Source organism: Sphingomonas sp. BL-S-29, from assembly GCF_055521495.1.
Genome location: NZ_CM145482.1, coordinates 3,189,322 through 3,204,713, shown reverse-complemented (window position 1 = coordinate 3,204,713; position 15,392 = coordinate 3,189,322). Strand labels below are relative to the sequence as shown.

Annotated in this window: 10 protein-coding genes; all 10 read right to left on the bottom strand. The window is 67.2% G+C overall.

Features of this window, described 5'->3' with window-relative positions; translation table 11 throughout:
* Window position 1: 1 nt before the first annotated feature.
* Genes ACZ1I2_RS15245 through ACZ1I2_RS15200 form a run of 10 tightly spaced genes read right to left on the bottom strand, consistent with a single transcriptional unit; the run spans window position 2 to window position 15,391 of the window.
* Window positions 2–2,146, bottom strand: coding sequence for a hypothetical protein (locus tag ACZ1I2_RS15245; protein WP_465176680.1), 2,145 nt, complete (start codon window positions 2,144–2,146; stop codon window positions 2–4).
* A 46-nt stretch (window positions 2,147–2,192) separates the two neighbouring features.
* On the bottom strand, window positions 2,193–3,479 hold the full coding sequence (locus tag ACZ1I2_RS15240; protein WP_465173298.1) for a hypothetical protein: 1,287 nt from the start codon (window positions 3,477–3,479) through the stop codon (window positions 2,193–2,195).
* 18 nt (window positions 3,480–3,497) lie between these two features.
* Window positions 3,498–4,772 carry a hypothetical protein gene (locus ACZ1I2_RS15235; protein ID WP_465176682.1) on the bottom strand — a complete coding sequence of 425 codons (1,275 nt, stop codon included), beginning with the start codon at window positions 4,770–4,772 and terminating at the stop codon, window positions 3,498–3,500.
* Window positions 4,769–6,034, bottom strand: a complete 1,266-nt coding sequence (locus tag ACZ1I2_RS15230; RefSeq protein WP_465173300.1) for a hypothetical protein — start codon at window positions 6,032–6,034, stop codon at window positions 4,769–4,771. Before ACZ1I2_RS15230 ends, ACZ1I2_RS15235 begins: the two co-directional genes overlap by 4 nt.
* Before the next feature lie 60 nt (window positions 6,035–6,094).
* Window positions 6,095–8,857, bottom strand: a complete 2,763-nt coding sequence (locus ACZ1I2_RS15225; RefSeq protein ID WP_465176683.1) for a phage tail protein — start codon at window positions 8,855–8,857, stop codon at window positions 6,095–6,097.
* The gene (locus ACZ1I2_RS15220; protein WP_465176684.1) at window positions 8,857–11,124 is read right to left on the bottom strand and encodes a baseplate J/gp47 family protein; all 2,268 of its coding nucleotides are present in this window, start codon (window positions 11,122–11,124) and stop codon (window positions 8,857–8,859) included. The genes ACZ1I2_RS15225 and ACZ1I2_RS15220 overlap by 1 nt, the downstream gene beginning before the upstream one ends.
* A 10-nt stretch (window positions 11,125–11,134) precedes the next feature.
* Window positions 11,135–11,524: a GPW/gp25 family protein gene (locus tag ACZ1I2_RS15215; protein WP_465176685.1), complete on the bottom strand. Its 390-nt coding sequence runs from the start codon at window positions 11,522–11,524 to the stop codon at window positions 11,135–11,137.
* Complete coding sequence (locus tag ACZ1I2_RS15210) at window positions 11,521–13,605, bottom strand: hypothetical protein (protein WP_465176686.1); 2,085 nt, start codon at window positions 13,603–13,605, stop codon at window positions 11,521–11,523. Before ACZ1I2_RS15210 ends, ACZ1I2_RS15215 begins: the two co-directional genes overlap by 4 nt.
* On the bottom strand, window positions 13,602–14,327 hold the full coding sequence (locus ACZ1I2_RS15205; RefSeq protein WP_465173305.1) for a phage baseplate assembly protein V: 726 nt from the start codon (window positions 14,325–14,327) through the stop codon (window positions 13,602–13,604). The genes ACZ1I2_RS15210 and ACZ1I2_RS15205 overlap by 4 nt, the downstream gene beginning before the upstream one ends.
* Window positions 14,324–15,391, bottom strand: a complete 1,068-nt coding sequence (locus ACZ1I2_RS15200; RefSeq protein WP_465181473.1) for a phage late control D family protein — start codon at window positions 15,389–15,391, stop codon at window positions 14,324–14,326. Before ACZ1I2_RS15200 ends, ACZ1I2_RS15205 begins: the two co-directional genes overlap by 4 nt.
* Window position 15,392 lies beyond the last annotated feature (1 nt).

Genomic DNA, 15,392 nt, shown 5'->3' with positions numbered 1-15,392 from the left:
CTTATCGCGGCGCGACGGCGGTTGCCGCGGGGGCGGGGCGGACGGTCAGCGTGTCGAGCGGTCGCCTGATCTGCGGACCATCGGGGCGGTCCGGACCCGAGCCGCGCACGCTGCGCACCAGCGAACCATAGCTGCCCATCGGCACCCCGACAGTAAACTTCTTGCCCCCGATCGAAACGCCCATGCCGGTGTTGAGCGTCCCGCGAACGATATGCATCGGGAGATTCATGCCCAGCGGCAGCAGGACCGGCCCCTTCGCCGCGCGCATGTCCGCGAGCGAAGCGCCGTCCAGCGCGACGGGGTTGGCCTCGGTCATGACGACTTGCAGATCGAAACCGCCGCCGGAGAAAGGCACGCCTTTCGCGAAGCGCAGCCGCAATTGTTGCGCGTTGAAGGGGACGAAGATCGTCGAACCCGTGCCGATCTGGAAACTCGTGCGGAAATCGTCGAACGAACCGAGCAGGGCGCCGACCCGCGCCGTCAGGCCGGGGCGGAGGCTGTCGCGAACGATCTCGGCCTTGATTTCGGCGCGTTTGGCGGCCTCCTCGGTCATGCCGGCCGCACCGTAACGCGCCTTGCCGATAGTGGCTTCGCCGTCGGTTAGCAGCGTTACTACCGAGCCGCCACGTACCGGGATATCCACCGTCTTGCCGGCCGACATCGCCGCCGGATCCAGCTTGAACTGCTGGCTGGGGAGTTTCAGCGAGGGCCCGGCCAGGATCGAGGTGCGAAGCATCCGGGTTTCGTCCTTTAGCGAGTTGATCACCCAGCGATGCGGCCCGGCCGGCTCGGCCCCTTCGAACCTGCTCTCCCACTCGAAGCCGCGCCCGCCGTTAAGGAACTGCTCCTGCAACGTAACGCTCTGCGCGCGTGGAAAGAATTTTCGCCATGCGCCGGTCGAGATCTGCGGTGCGACGTCGAACGGCGAATTCACCGTCACGAAGTTCATGTTGTACTGGCGCGTGATCGGTGATCCGCCACCCGAATGGGCGACGTCGACACGCACGCACTGATGCGGATTGGCGGCGAAGAAGTCGTGTTGCGACATGCCCGAGCCCTGATAATTGCCCGTCGTCAGCAACGGCCAGTCGCCAGACGAGAGCGCCATATATTCGCGCGACTTGACCGTTTCGGGCGGGCTGGTGGGATTGCTGGTCGAGGGAATGTCGGTCCAGGCCCAGTTCGGGCTCAGCCCGATATTGTTGATCTTGAAGGTGGCGGTGACTCCGGTGGAATCCGGTTCCGCGCCGGTTCCGGCGGGGGAGTTGGCCACGGTCGCGAAGAACTCGTTATTGCCGGTCAGCGAAATCTTGCTCGGGTCGGTACCGACATTACCGAAACCGGTGATCTGCAGGCCGGCCGGGAACAGGCTGGTATCCAGCGTGACGTTGCCCCAGCGCGGTAGCGGCAGCTTCGCGTCGACAAGCGGAGAAAACAGGTCGTCGCCGATATAGCCGCCGGCGGGCCAGGTATATTGGTAACCCTCGCCGAGATTCAGGTTGGTCGCGATCACGTCCGCGAACATCCCGAAAAAGTTGTTGGCGAGGAACGGATAGTTCGCCTTCGCGATCTTGATCTCGACCGTCCAGCGGCCGTTCATTCCATTTGGCGCGGCGTTGGCCTTGACGGTGACTCCCGGCGGCAGCCCCTCGGTGATGGCGCCCCAGGTGACGACTCCGCCGGATTCGCTCCCGGGGCCATAACTCACATGCGGATCGGCACCGGAAGCGGAGGATATGCACGGATGATCCTGGCAGGGGTAGATCAGTAGCCGCTTATAGTCGTTCGATGCGTTGGTGGGATTGAAGGCCAGCACGACGGCATCGTTGGCGTCGAAACCACCGGTGTCCTCGGTTTCGAAATAGAGATACAGATTTTCGGCATCCGACATGCCCCGCATGAACGCGGCGGCCGTCGACGCGCCGTCTTCCAGGTAGAATTTGAAGCTCTTGTTCCATTCCGCCGCACCGGCGATGCCATCGATTGCGACCGCGCTGTTGGTCACTGGGAAAGCGAGTTTCTCGTTCGCATTGTAGTTGGCCCCGACCGCGCCGCCGCCCGGACAGCCGCCGAGCAGGAGCGAGAGGGCGCCCAGTCCAAAGACCTGGCCGAGCAGGCGGGACTTGCGGAGAATGGTTGCGGTCATTGCCTTATCCTCTTGATGTGATGCGGGAAACTCCGGCATTCCTGGTTCAGGGAAGCACGTCGACGATGCGCAGCTGCGCGGAGAAGGGGAGCTTTTCCACGCCGTTGCTTGATTGGACGACGAAATCGAACTGGCCGTCGGCGGCAGTGAATTGCGTGCCGTTGCTCTTGGGCGTTATCTTGAGCGCGACCATTCCTGTCCCGCCGGGCGCGCCGATATTGAGCGCGGCGGCGCTGTTGCGCACGACCGTCCAATCCGCGTTGGGGCTGGCCGCGGGGGTGCCGATCTGGAAGGTGCCGGCAAGCTGGAATTCATATTGGACGGAGAGGGTGATCGTCCCTGGCACGCCCTGCGGAGTCCGTTTTATGGACAGGGTATTGTTCGCGAATTTCGCATTCGGGCCGATCGCGGTGATGGTGTTGACCTTGATCTTGTCGGTCGGGATGTCCTGCTGCGCGGCGATCGCGATCTGGGTCGGCAGCGAGCTTGCGTTGAAGTCGGGGAAGTTGGTGCCATTGACGTTGATCAGCAACGTCCCCGTACCACTCGGGCCGGTGGTGACGGTGACGACGCGGGTAACGGTGACGGCATTGAGCGCGGAGGCCGGCGTGACGTCGATCGTCCCTGCCGTCTTGTTGACCGCACTCCAGCCCTGACCGCTGACCTGCGGAGACACCACGAACTTCTCGTCGTGCGAGCTCTGCACCTGAAGCTCGAAGGTATAATCATAGGCCTTGTTGGCCTTGATCGCTTCGTTCGGCGTCACCGATTTCAGCACGAAGGAGAAGGTCGCTTGGATATTGGCGGCCACGCCGGGAAGCTGGACATAGCTGCCCTGGTCGCTGCCGGCCGGGTTGGAGACCGAGAGCACGACGGTGCCGCCGCCCTGGGGCAGGCCGATAATGGCAGGCGCATCGAGCACGAGGCGCGTCGGGCTGCTGCCGTCCTTGATCCGGTCGAGCGGGATATTGGTGTCGTCGACGTCGATCCGGCTCAGCAGATTGGCATTGAGGTTCTCGCCGAAGACCGTGAATTCCTGCCCGGTCTTGACGAGCCCTGGCACGATCTGGGTGATCACCGGCTTGTGCGGAATGGGGTCGCCGGCGCCCTCGAGCACGGCGACGCGCTTGGCCAGATCGTTGACGTCGCTCAGCACCTGGTTGAACAGCTCGGCCGTGATCAGGTCGCCGGGGGCGACGCCCGAGGGACGAAGACCGATCAGCTGCTGGAACAGGGCCGTGCGTTCGGCCTCGGTCAGCACGCCTTCGAGCGCATCGAGGATGCTCGACATCGGGACCGAGATGGCACCGGCATCTGCAGTGGTTTGAACCATGATCGATCCTTTCCAGCGTCAGCCGCTGCCGAGCGCGTAGTTGGCGTAATTCCAGCGGTGGAGATTGAAGCGAGCGTCACCCCGGAAGGCGATGTTCGCAGAAGAGAAGAGGACGAACGGGTCCGGCTTGTCGGAGGCTGCTGCGGCCTTCACGCCGGCGATCAGATTTTCGGCCACCGAATACAGCCAGACCACCTCAGTGCTGGCCGAGCGGATCGCGGGGAAAGCGAGGCTTTCGCGGATCAGTTGTTCGACCGTGGCGCTGTTGATGTGGATCGGCCCACGCACCGTCATCCCGCCGAGGAAGTCCTTGGCCTGGTCAGGGTTCATGCGCGGCAGGACCCCGACCGGCGGCAAATGCGGGAAATGAGTCCGGGCCTTGAGCGCGGGCGTGTTGGCGGCGCGCAGATCGGCAAAATGCGCCTGGAACTGAGCCAGCATCGCGCGCCCGGTCGCGATGCGTCGCGGCGCAGTGGTGCCGAAAAAGGCAGCGGGTGAGTCCGCCAGCGACAGGGGCCGCCGGACTGCCCAATTGTCGAGCAGGGTCAGTTCGGCCGCTCCCTTGAAGCCGATCAGCGCGAGCGCGACTTCCTGCTGGGACAAGCCATGCGCCGCCATCGCGTCGAGCAGCGGATCAGTCCGCGCACCACCCGCGACGAGCGCCGTCGCCCAGTCCACCAGCACGCCGGGGCCGAAGCATTTATAGGCAAGTGCGTTGCGGAAATCGGGGGCGGTGACATTCAGGCTGGCATAGAGCGCCGAGGGGACCTCCAGCAGGCGGAAACGAACGCCGTCGATGCGCCGGTCGACGTCGCACGGAGCCCCCGTCGCGCCGAGCCCGTTGGAGGGCGCGCGGCCGGCAGCAGTTTCCGCGGGCGCGATGGTGAGCAGGTACAGCCCCTCGCCCGCGACATAGGTGCCGCCGGCGAGCGGCACGCAATCGTCGAAGGCGCAGCCGCCGGTGGCGTAGCTGGTGGAGTCCGTGCGCGACAGGCGAATGCGCTCCGGCTGAGTCAGGCGCAGCAACTGGCCGGTGGCGGTGATCGCGAGGCCGGGCTGGACCTTGATCGACGCAAGCGTGTCGTCCGCGTCGGGCGGCAGCGCCGAGACGTCGAGGCCGAAGGCGATGCCGTCCCCCAGCGCTTCGCCCAGCCGCGCCTCGCTGCCGCGGCGGGCACGCTGCTCGCGCTGCATGTCGCCGCCGGTGAGCAGGCGACCGTTGAAGAAGTTGACGCTTTCGATGCCGCCGTCGCTGACCGGCTGCTCGAGCGCGAGGAAATCGCCGCCGCTCATTTGACCAGGCCCGTGATGTGCCAGGTGCCAGCGCCGTCCGACACCAGGCTGACCGCACCGCGTACCGCGAGCTTGAGGTCGGGTTTGCCGTCGATGCTTGTCTTGTTGGGTGTGCCGACGGTGATCTCCGCCTTGCCGCCAGCCTTGATGCTGAGCTCCGCCCCGAAATTCTTGGACGCCGCCGGCACCGTGACGATGATCGGCACGTCGGAGCGCACGATGGCGGTCCGGGTCTTGCCGGAGATCGCGCCTTTCGCCGTGAGAACCTCGAAGCCCTGGCCAGTGGAATCAGCGACGACCACGCCGCCAAAGGTGGACTGCGCGACGCCGGCCGAGAGCAACACCGGGCGGCTGCTGTCGTCGATGGCCACCACCGTGAAGTCTCCGTCGACCGACCAGGTTTCGGCGGTCTTGACGATCGGGAACCAGAGTTGGGTGAGGAGGACGCAGTCATTCGCCGGCACTGACGCCGCGTTGCAGCGCTGCGCCGCGACCCTGGGGCGGATCTTCGTCACCCACAGGGTCTTGAGCGCAGTGCGGAAGCGAATGCCCATGTCGGGATTGATCAGCAGCGGCGCGATATCGCCGGCGGCCGGCTCAGCCGCGTCGGGCGGATAAATGCCGACCGCGAGCTGGAGCTGGATTTCGGCGATCCGCAGTGCCTCGGCCAGCCCGGCGGCGTCATTGGTCTTGCCGTTGTCCGTGCCGAGCTGCGCGAGGAACGTGTCGAGCGCCGGGATCGCTTCGACTTCGGTCATCGGCGGCGCCTCGAAAGCGAAGTTGATGCTATAATCGTCGGCGATGCGCGACGGCGCCATCAGGTTCTCGTCGCTGCGGCACGGCTCGCCGGGGATCGGCACCTCGGCGACGGCGCAGTCGACATAGCATAGGGTGAGGAAGAGGTTGAGGCTGGTATGGTCCACCGTGGGATCCGCCAGCATCAGGCGGATTTTCTCCTTGATCTCGTCGCGCGCCAGCCAGGAGTTCAGGCTGCCGCATTGCTCGCGGCCGACGCAGATCAGCTGGCCACTCGGGGCCGCGGCAGCACCGGCGGTGACGCGGACGCGGGGGCCGTTCGCACCGTCGTCCTCGACCGAGACGGCGAGGCCCGACAGCGTGCCGTAGCCGAGGAAGTCGCGGACGATCCATTTGTCGCGCGCCGAATGATAGGCGAACTCCTGACGGTAATCGTCAGCGCCCAGGACCATGCCGGGCACGAAGTTGACGTGGCGGCCGGGGTCCGCCGCTGAGGCCGTTGCCACGGCCGTGAATGGGCTACAGCATCCCATGAAATGGCTCCCCCTGTTGGGTGGTGTGTTGTCTCAGCATGCGATCCGCTCCCTGCCTTGCCGCGGGGTATCGGGTCCGCCGACGAACGAGGCACCGACATAGGCGCGGCCGAGCACGGCGCCCGGCACCAGCTCTGGTGCGCGGCTGCCCTGGCCGATGGCGCTGTCGAGCCCGAGCCGGGCTTCGCCGACGCGGTTCATCGCCCAGAAGAAGCGGACGTCGAAAATGGTGTGCGCCGGCTTTTCCAGGGTGACGATGCGACGCGCGAGCGCGAGGTCGGCCGCTTCCTTCGCCGGATCGGCATCGACACTGGTGCGTGGAAGCAGCACGGCGAAGCGGTGGGCGGCGCGGCTGATCGGCAGCTCCTGCCCTTCGAAAGCCAGCCAATCGCGGGCGGCGGTCGCGGTACCCGGCAGATAGTCGGGGAGGGGCACGGACGAGAAGTCGTCCCAGCCGCTGTTGTGCGCAGCATTGAGCCGGTCGAGCGTCCGATAACGGCTGACGAGGAAGTCCTGCCAGCTGCGGCGATCATAAGAGGGCAGCCCGACATAGCGCAGCCATGGCTCGCTCGATGCGATGGGAAGATCGGGTGCCGGCGAGGCGATGCCGATCGCGCCCTGGAATGCCTGCCAGCGCGCGCGCTCGCCTTGGCCGACCATCGGCACGAAGCCGAATTGTGCCTGGACCAGCGTGGTCCAGATGGCTTCCTTGCCGACAGGCGGGAAGAGCGGGAAGCGGCCGGTTGGGGCCGGCTGTTCGGGCCAGCGTGCCCAGAGACCGGCGGCACCTTCCTCCGGGATCCAATCGCCGTCGAGGCTGCGGATGCCGGGGGTGGTGATCGGATCGGCGGGCGGAAAGACGCGGCCGCGCGTTCGGCTGACATAGGTTTCGACGATGCGGATTGCCTTGGCCGAGGGGCAGGCGGGACGCTCCAGATCGAAATCCTGCGCGGTGACCTTGGTGTCGAGCGCGAGCTTCAGCGCGAGGAGCAGGCCGCGGTTCGTGCCGCGCCAGCCGAAGAAACGCGCGGCATTGGCGATGAACAGCCGTCGGCGGCGCTCGTCCCAGGACGGATCGAGCGCGACTTCGTACCAGCTCGACAGCCATTCGAGCATCTCGGCGGGAATGGTGCGCGGGTCGAGCAATGCTTCGGCGCCGGCGATGCGATCCTCGATGCCGGTCTCGATGCCCTCGAAATTGGCGAGGAAGCGTTCGAGGAATGATGCCGAGGCCGGTTCCTCGCGATAGACGCCGGGCAGGAAGCGCTGGACCCAGGAGAAGCGTGGATACCAGAGGCGCAATGCGCGGAGCCGGGGCGTGACTCGTTCGTCGCCGCTCAGGGTGATGCGGAGTTGTGCATAACGGCCGGTGATATTCTGGAGCAGCAGATCCCAGCTGCCCCTGCCGGCCGCGGCGTCGGTGGCGATTGCGGCGATGGCGCGCTTGCCCGGAAGCTCAGGGCCGCTTGGCGACAGGACCAAAGCAGGCTGCTTCACCCAGGCGGTAGCGGGGGTGGCAAGCGCCGAGCGTTCGTCAGCGGCGCGCGCTTCGATGGTGACCGATGCGCCGGGCGGAATGCAGGCGTCGAGACGAATGCGATCCCACACACATTGCGGCACGGCGCCGTCATAGATGGTGGTGAGGAAGCTGACGCTCTTCGCGAAACGGCGATGGACGACCTCGACGACGGGGACCCAGATCGGATCGGTCCCGCCGCTGTCGTAACAGGCCTTGTCCTTGATCGTGACGAGCGCGCGACCGCCGAAGCGGCGCAGCGGGAGCGTGTCGGGCAGCTCTTCGGCTTCCCATTGCCCGGCTTGCTCGACGAGGCGGACCCGGCGCGCCTGATTGCCGCCCGTTTCGGCGAGGAGCAGGACGGGCGCCTTGTCGAGCGTGGTCGCAGTAAAGCAACTCGCGCTGAATTTCAGCGTGCGGAGCAGGCGAAGCGCGGTCTTGCCGGGATCGACGATGTGGAGCGACGCCGGGGCAGCCGCAGGCGCGTCGAGCAGGATGACGCTGCCATCGCACAGGGTGGCGATCGCGACGGGAGCGGTTGCGGCGCTGACGTCGATCATGACGAGCTCGGCGCGGAAATGATCGGCCTTGGGGTCGGCATCTTCGGGCGCGAACGCTGGAGCGACGTCCTTGACCGGTTGCGAAGCCAGACGAAGGTCGGGATCGAGCCGGAACAGGCGCGGGCTTGCGGCATCGAGCAGCCACAACCCGCAGTCGCAGGTTGGGGCGAGGGAGGCAGGGAAGATACCGGATGGGAGCGTCATGCGCTCCGGCGCGCCGCCGCCGACCAGATCGAAGCGAAGCAGACCCCCTGCGTCGCCGATCGTGCCGACGACCAGGAAATCGCCGGTGGTAACTGCCAAGCCGGCAAAGACCTCGTCAGCCGGCGTATCCGGGGTTGCGTCGGTGAAGGCGCGGGTGATGCGGTGCGTGCGAGGCGTCGCCGGCCAGAAGGACGTGACGCGGCCGTCTCCCGCCGAGCGCACCAGCAGGCCGCGACGATCGTCGGCGACGACATAGAGATTGCCGTTGCGGTCGGCGGCGGCATCGCGATGGTCGGCGGCGGTGAAGCGCTGCTCGCCGGGGGTGTCGGCGATCGGCTGGACCATCGGCAACAGAGTCAGCTGCCCGCTTGCCTTGTCGAAGGCGGGGAAGAGCGGGCTTGCGGTAAGCTCGTCCCACTGGTCCTTCAGCGGCACGGCATCGGGCGTGGCACTGGTGCACGCGCCCCAATCGTCCTTGCCGAGCAGCATGTGGAAGCGGGAGCCGTTGACGTTCATCAGCAGGTCTCCGCCAGGATCGGGACCGGCAGGCGGCTGACGCCGACCGACGGCGTGGCGGTGACGCCGCGCAGCACGTCGAGCGGGAGCGGCGGCCCGGCAACCACGGAGATGCCGAGGATCTCGGGCAGCTGGAGACCAGACAGATCGACGGAATCAGTACCGGGCTTGCTGCCCTGGGCAAGGAGCACATCGGCGACCTCGACCACACCGGCCGCGCGTGCCGCTTCGGCGAGCAGGGCGCGGGAGTGGACCGGGCGGGCCAGCGGCCAGCCGCGCAGTGCAGGGTCGATATCGGGCCCGTAGAGCATCGGCAGCTGCGGCATCGGCGTGGTCGGTGCGGGCAGGGGGCTGAGATAGGCCTTGATGCGCGCCTTCACTGCGTCGACCACTTCGGCCACGGCATAGCCGCCCGCGACCTCGATCCCGATCGAGATCCAGATCCCGACATAATCGGGCCCGCGCAGCACCAGTTCGGTCGTGACCAGCCGGCGCGGGTCGAGATAGGTGCACAGGGCATTGAGGAAGGGGCAGTCGGCGCGGGGCGCCTCGGGGTAGTTGGGATCGCGCGTCGGGATCGCCATCAGGGTCACCGCGCCGGGGGCCGATCCGATCGTCAGCGGCGCGATATCGGGATGCGCGGCGGGCAGTACCTCGACCCGGCCGATCGCCACGCCGGGGGTGCGCCATGCGATGGCGCGGAAATCGTCGGCGGTGACCAGCCGGTCGCGGTGCGTGACGAAGCGCGGGATCTGCTTTTCTGCCGCCGCGACGCTCTCGGCTTCGGCGCCGCCCCAGGTCGGAACCGGATTGGTCGCGCTGACGCCCGCGGGCAGCATCGGCCCAGCCTTGAGCATGAAGGCAGCGACATTGCCCTCGGCGCCTTCCGTGCAGGCATAGCTGGCATAAAGCGCCTCATCGAGCCGCGGCCGGCGGCCGGTAAGGCCGTCGCCGAAGCGGATCAGGCCCGCTTCGGCGTCGCAGGAAAAGACCTCGACCGGGTCGCCCATGTCGGGTGCGCCGGTGATCGGCAGCTCGGGCCCGGCGGCGCGGAGATCGTCGATCTCCTTCCAGTCGTGGCGATTGTTGTTCTCGATGCTGGTCACCGTCACCGATCCGGCGAGGACCGGCGACTGGCGAAGCTGGCGGGCCTGGTCGGGCGCGCCGTCGCCGGGGACGAGCTGTTCGGCGCTGATCAGCAATTGCTGGCGGATCTGTGCCGCGTTGAGCCCGATCCAGCGGAGCTTGACGTCCGTGCTGCTGCCCGAGCGGACGCGCAGCCAGGTGACCAGCCGGCCGGACACATCGGGTGCGTCGACTGCGGGCGGCAGGTCGCCGACGCCTGCCTCGAGCGGATCGAGATTGTCCCAATAGTCGATGCCTGCACCCGTGCCGGGCAGCCCAAGCTCGACGATGCCGGGCTGAGTCAGCGGATCGAAATCGGCGCGTGCGGTGAGGCGCACATAGGTGGGAGAAGGGCGGCCGGTGCCGTCAAGCGCCACGGGGCCGGCGCTCGGCACCTCGAAGCGGAGCAGGCCGTCGGCAGCGGGCGGCGGGGTGCCGGGGCGGGCGACGATCTGCTCGGCACCCTGATCGGGCATGAGGCCGAGCGAGAGCGTGCGGCCGGCCAGCTTGCCGCGCAGATCGTCCCAGCCGCCGGGATCGGCCGGCGTAATCTTCTGGTCGTCCTTGCGGCCGAGCAATGCGACCCACAGGCTGTGATCGACCGTCTGGGCGAGATCGACACCTTCGCCATTCACCACCTCAACGGTCTCGTACAGCGTCAGGGTCTGCGGAACGGGCTTGTCGTAGGAGGCGTAGAGCAGGGCATAATAATCCTTCTGCTCCTGGGTCGGCGTAGTGATCGGGCGGCGCACATAATAGCGCGCCTCGACCGGCAGGACGTCGAGCGATGTCGCGGTGCGGAAGGGGATGGTGCCGGCGAACAGCTCGCTGCCGCGCGGGATCATCAGCGTTTCGGCCGGCGCGCGTTCATTGACGAAGGCGGCCAGGCCGCGCGCTTCCCGCGCCGGCGCGAGCGGCACGCCGAGCAGCTGGAGGAACTTGGCGCGGTTGCGCTCGGGGATCTGGTTGGTGCGGTAGAGCAGGCTCTCGGTGACGTGGGCGAAGAGCTGGATCAGCGTGACGCCGGGGTCGGACTGGGTGAAGTTGGTCCATTCCGGCGTGTGCGACGGAATGCGCGCGATCAGCTCGTCGACCAGTGCCTGGTAGCGCCGGTTGTCGGTGGGGGGGACGGGGAGCGGCATCCGATCCTCCTCAGCTCGTAGCCAGCGGGACATCGATCGCGACGCGCTGGGCAGCGCCGGTCGCGACGAGGCGATAGGTGATGGTGGCGATCGCGGTTTCGGTCGCCTTCGCGTCGGCGGCGACATCGACTGCTTCGACCGTGATGCGCGGCTCCCATTTCTTCAGCGCGGCATCGATGGCGTGCGCGATGCGGGCATGCGTGGCAGCATTGTTCGGCTCGAACAGGAAGGCGTTCAGGCTGGTGCCGAAACCGGGCAGCTGGACGCGCTCGTTCAGGTCGGTCCGCAGGATGATCGCGATCGATTCCTGGATGTTGCGTTCGCCCTGCGACCACAGCATCCGGCCGGAGGCGTCGACGCGCGGTGGGAAGGCCAAGCCTTTGCCGAAGGGACTGCTCATCCGCCGCTTCCCTTCCCCTTGAACCTGGGCACCGGGAAACAGAAGGCGAGGAACGGCATCCAGCGGAAGATGAAATCGAGCAGGCTGACGATGATGATCAGCAGGATCAGCGCGCAGAGCGTGACGATCGGGATCGACAGCGAGCAGATCATGCCGATATCGAGCTGATTGCCGTTCTTGCAGCCGCCGCCGTCGCCGGTGTCGATCTCCTTGTGGAGCGGCCAGGGCAGGACCTGGAGGACGAGATCGATGAAGCCCATGCCCTTGGCGCGCTGAACCTGGCCGCAGAGCATGTCGGACAGGACGAAGGCCGTGCCGCGCGCGTGCTTGCGCAGGCCCGCGGGGCTGGTGTCCATCGGCAGGCTGATCCGCACCGGGCGTGCGGGCGCGTCGGGATCGAAGAAGCTGGCCAGCTCGAAGGGCACGCTGGGTTGCGACAGCGTGGGTGGATGGACCGGGCCGCAATCGGCGTTGAGGTGGACGAAGCGGAGGCGGAACTGGCCGGTATCGCCGATGCTGTCCGCCATGGTCTGGGCGAGTTGCTGGGCGAAGGGCAGGGCGCGAGCGGTCGCCTCGTCGCTGGTGTCGAGCGCGCGGGCGACGAGGACCGTCAGCTTGTCGACCTGGTTGATGTCGAAGAGGCCCGGCATGGGCGGGGCGTCGAGCGAGACCGTGAGCGCGTCGATTTCCGCATCGGGCACGGCCCCGGGGTTGGCCGGCGGCAAGCTGCGAAAGGCGCCCGCCGAGACGATGCCGTTGCCGGCGCCGTCGCTGGTGGCGATGCCGGCGAGGAGATAGTGGAAGGCCGGCCATTTGGCGCGATCGTCCTTGTGATCGCGATACTGGGTCTCGACGCCTTCGAGCAGCGCGGCGACGCCGGGCTTGGCGACCTGGCGCAGCGCCTCGGCCAGGCTGCGGACATGGTCCGGACGGCCGGTATTGTCGCCATCGTCGGGCTTGAAGCCATTGTTGAGCTTGTCGCGGTCGCCGGTCGACATCTGGCCCGATAGCCAGGTGAAGAGCGCGAGCTTGTCACCGGAGAGGGTGCCGGCCGAGGACTGACGAACCGCCTGGGCGACAGTGGGGAGATGGCGGTCGAGAAAGGCCATCAAATCGAGCAGCAACAGCCAGCTCTGCGACTGATAGCCCCAGTTGCGCTTGCGGATGCTGAGCTGCTTGTTGGCCGGCGTCGCCTTGTCGCCATTGTCGAGGTTGATATCGCTCGCGGCCTTCATCGCCGCCTGGATCAGCGCCTTCCACGGTTCGGCGAAGTCGATCTTGAATTCGGTGGTCCGCGCCAGCTTGGAGTTGCGCGGTGAGACGGGCGCGGCACCGGTGAGGGCCTCGGCCTGGCCTTCGACGAGGCGGCGTGCGGTACGGGTGATGGTCGCGCTCAGATATTGTTCGCGCCGGCCGACCGGGATGAGGCCCCCCCACATCGTCCGTTTCAGGCCATGGCCGTCCTGATGCGCGAGCGGGAAGGCGGGCAGGCGTTCTTCACCGGGCACGAGCACGCCTTCATCGCCCTCGGCGACGCGCTGCCAGCGAGCGCCGGTCGCGTCCTTGACGAAACCATATTCATGGAGCGGGCTGCCGGGCTGGGCGTCCTTGCTCGCGGGCATCAGGCGGCGCAGCACGAAGCCGACCTGCTCGTGGCTGCCGGCCAGCTTGCGGTCGGGCAGGCCGGGGATGGCGCAGGCGAGCGTGGCGGCGGCGACGTAGAAGCGTTGATGCGCGGGCTGATAGAGCTTCAGGCGCGGGGTATTGGCCGGCACCGCGGCGACCGGCTTCGGCGCGCGGCCGAGGCGGGTCTTGAGCCGGGCGAGCTTGAGCGGCGCGGGGAGCGGCACGCGTTCGACCAGATCCTCGGTCCGGTGGTCGAACTGGGGCGAGCGCCAGGTCTCGTGGCGGGCGACATGATCGGCGAGCGCGCCGGGATCGGTTTCGAGCAAGCCGAGCAATTGCTCCATGAACTCGTCATTGGCGAAGCGCAGGATGGTTGGCGCGCGACCGGGCGAGGCGGCGCCGCGCCACATCGGCCGCGGCGCGGCCCAGGTCAGCGGATGGGCGAGCACGGTCACCAGATATTCCCCGCGCCCGGCGTATAGCTGGCCGAGACGATCGAGTTGGTGATGATCGTATCGGCCTGCACCACGCCCGAGAATTTGGACATGCCGGCATCGACCTGGACCATGCCGGCCGAGATCGCGACCTGCGAGGCGTTGACGGTGACCTTGGCCGCTGCGGTGACGGTGATGCCGGCGGTTTCGAGCTTGATCGAATTACCGTTGGAGTCCTCGATATCGACTGCGCCGGGGCCGTCCTTCAGAGTGAATTTCTGGCCGCCCGGGGTTTCGAGGATGAGCTTCTCCTGGCCGTTGGTGTCGTCGAGCGTGACGGTGACGCCGTTGCGCGACTTGATCACCTTGTGGTTGTTCTGGCTGCTCGCGCTTTCCGGCGGGGAATCAGTGCCGTTCCACAGGCCGCCCAGCACATAGGGGCGCGAGGGGTCGCCATGCTCGAACGCGACGAGCACTTCGTCGCCGACATCGGGCATGAACCAGCTGCCGCGATCCTTGCCAGCGAAGAGCGTCGCCATGCGTGCCCAGGCCTCGTAGCGGCCACCGGCTGAATCGGGACACCAGGGCAGGGTGACTTGTACCCGGCCAGTCCCGTCGGGATCGGAGATGTCGATCACCGTGGCGGGCGCGACGCCGTACCAGATGCCGCCCAGGCCGAACGGCATGCGCTCGTCGAGCTGGGCCTGGCGGCGATCGCCCTCGAGGAGAGTCAGCGCGTTCATTGCGGCTTGATCCCCGGACGGTTGCAGCGGAACTCAGTGCGCGCGCCATGCTCCGGGTCGTAGAGATGGGTGACCGAGATCGCGCGGTAGCTGCCGTCGAACAGCGGGCCGAGGCCAGTCAGATCGAGCTTCACCCCAGCGCGCAGCTTCGGGTCGGTTTCGCAGGCGCCTTCTCCGGTGACGAAACCGCGGGCCATGTGGCGATAGCTCGCCTCGGCCAGCTGCTTCGCTTCATCGGCCGAGCGCGGGACACCGTGGGCGAGCGTATCGACTCGTTCGCCGAGCGCCTTGACCAGGATGTCGCCGCCGGCGATATCGCCGTTGAGTTCGGACTCGATCGCCGATTTGGCGCCCTTGTGGCTGACGCCTTTCTTCTCGCTCACGTCCCAGCCGGATGCGACGACGCCGCTGCGCTGGTGGGCGAGATCGGCGAGCACGCTGAAGGAGCGCAGCGTGCCGGCCCAGGCCAGCTTCACGCCTTCCTGGGTGCGCGCCGGCGCTGCGTGGAGCGCCGTGCCGTGGATGAAGATATCGGCATCGAAGCGCCGCGCGATATCGAACAGGAAAGCCAGATCGGTCTGATTGAGCTGGGCGAGCAGCGGCACGGCCGGCGCCTGGGTATCGACCTGCGCGTCGAGCCCATGCTCCCGCGCGATCTTGCGGACGACATCGCCGAGCGACGATTGCGTGAAGCAGCGGGTGCGCCGGGTCATGCGCAGATCCTGCAACCGGTCCTCGGCGAAAACGGTGATGCGCGCGGCCTCGCCCTCGGGGAAATCGGCGGCGATGCCAGTGATGCGGCCTTCGAACAGGACATCGGAATCACCGACGCCGACCTTCAGCTTCTTGCCGAAATCCAGGACCTTGCGATCGAAATACTGGAAGCCGTGCTTGTCCTCGCCGCCCCAGTTGCCGAACGAAATCTCGGCACGCGCCATGCCTTCGATGCTGTCGCTCAGCTCGTAGCGGAGCAGGCCGGCTTCGAGCTGCGCATTGCGCTTGCCCTCGATGAAGATCGAGGGCCGCGCGGGGCGCATCGGCAAACGGGCGACTTCGGCGCTCATC

Coding starts and splice junctions, on each gene's coding strand:
- ACZ1I2_RS15245 (WP_465176680.1), bottom strand. CDS start 2,146: ATGACCGCAACCATTCTCCGCAAGTCCCGCCTGCTCGGCCAGGTCTTT.
- ACZ1I2_RS15240 (WP_465173298.1), bottom strand. CDS start 3,479: ATGGTTCAAACCACTGCAGATGCCGGTGCCATCTCGGTCCCGATGTCG.
- ACZ1I2_RS15235 (WP_465176682.1), bottom strand. CDS start 4,772: ATGAGCGGCGGCGATTTCCTCGCGCTCGAGCAGCCGGTCAGCGACGGC.
- ACZ1I2_RS15225 (WP_465176683.1), bottom strand. CDS start 8,857: ATGAACGTCAACGGCTCCCGCTTCCACATGCTGCTCGGCAAGGACGAT.
- ACZ1I2_RS15220 (WP_465176684.1), bottom strand. CDS start 11,124: ATGCCGCTCCCCGTCCCCCCCACCGACAACCGGCGCTACCAGGCACTG.
- ACZ1I2_RS15215 (WP_465176685.1), bottom strand. CDS start 11,524: ATGAGCAGTCCCTTCGGCAAAGGCTTGGCCTTCCCACCGCGCGTCGAC.
- ACZ1I2_RS15205 (WP_465173305.1), bottom strand. CDS start 14,327: ATGAACGCGCTGACTCTCCTCGAGGGCGATCGCCGCCAGGCCCAGCTC.
- ACZ1I2_RS15200 (WP_465181473.1), bottom strand. CDS start 15,391: ATGAGCGCCGAAGTCGCCCGTTTGCCGATGCGCCCCGCGCGGCCCTCG.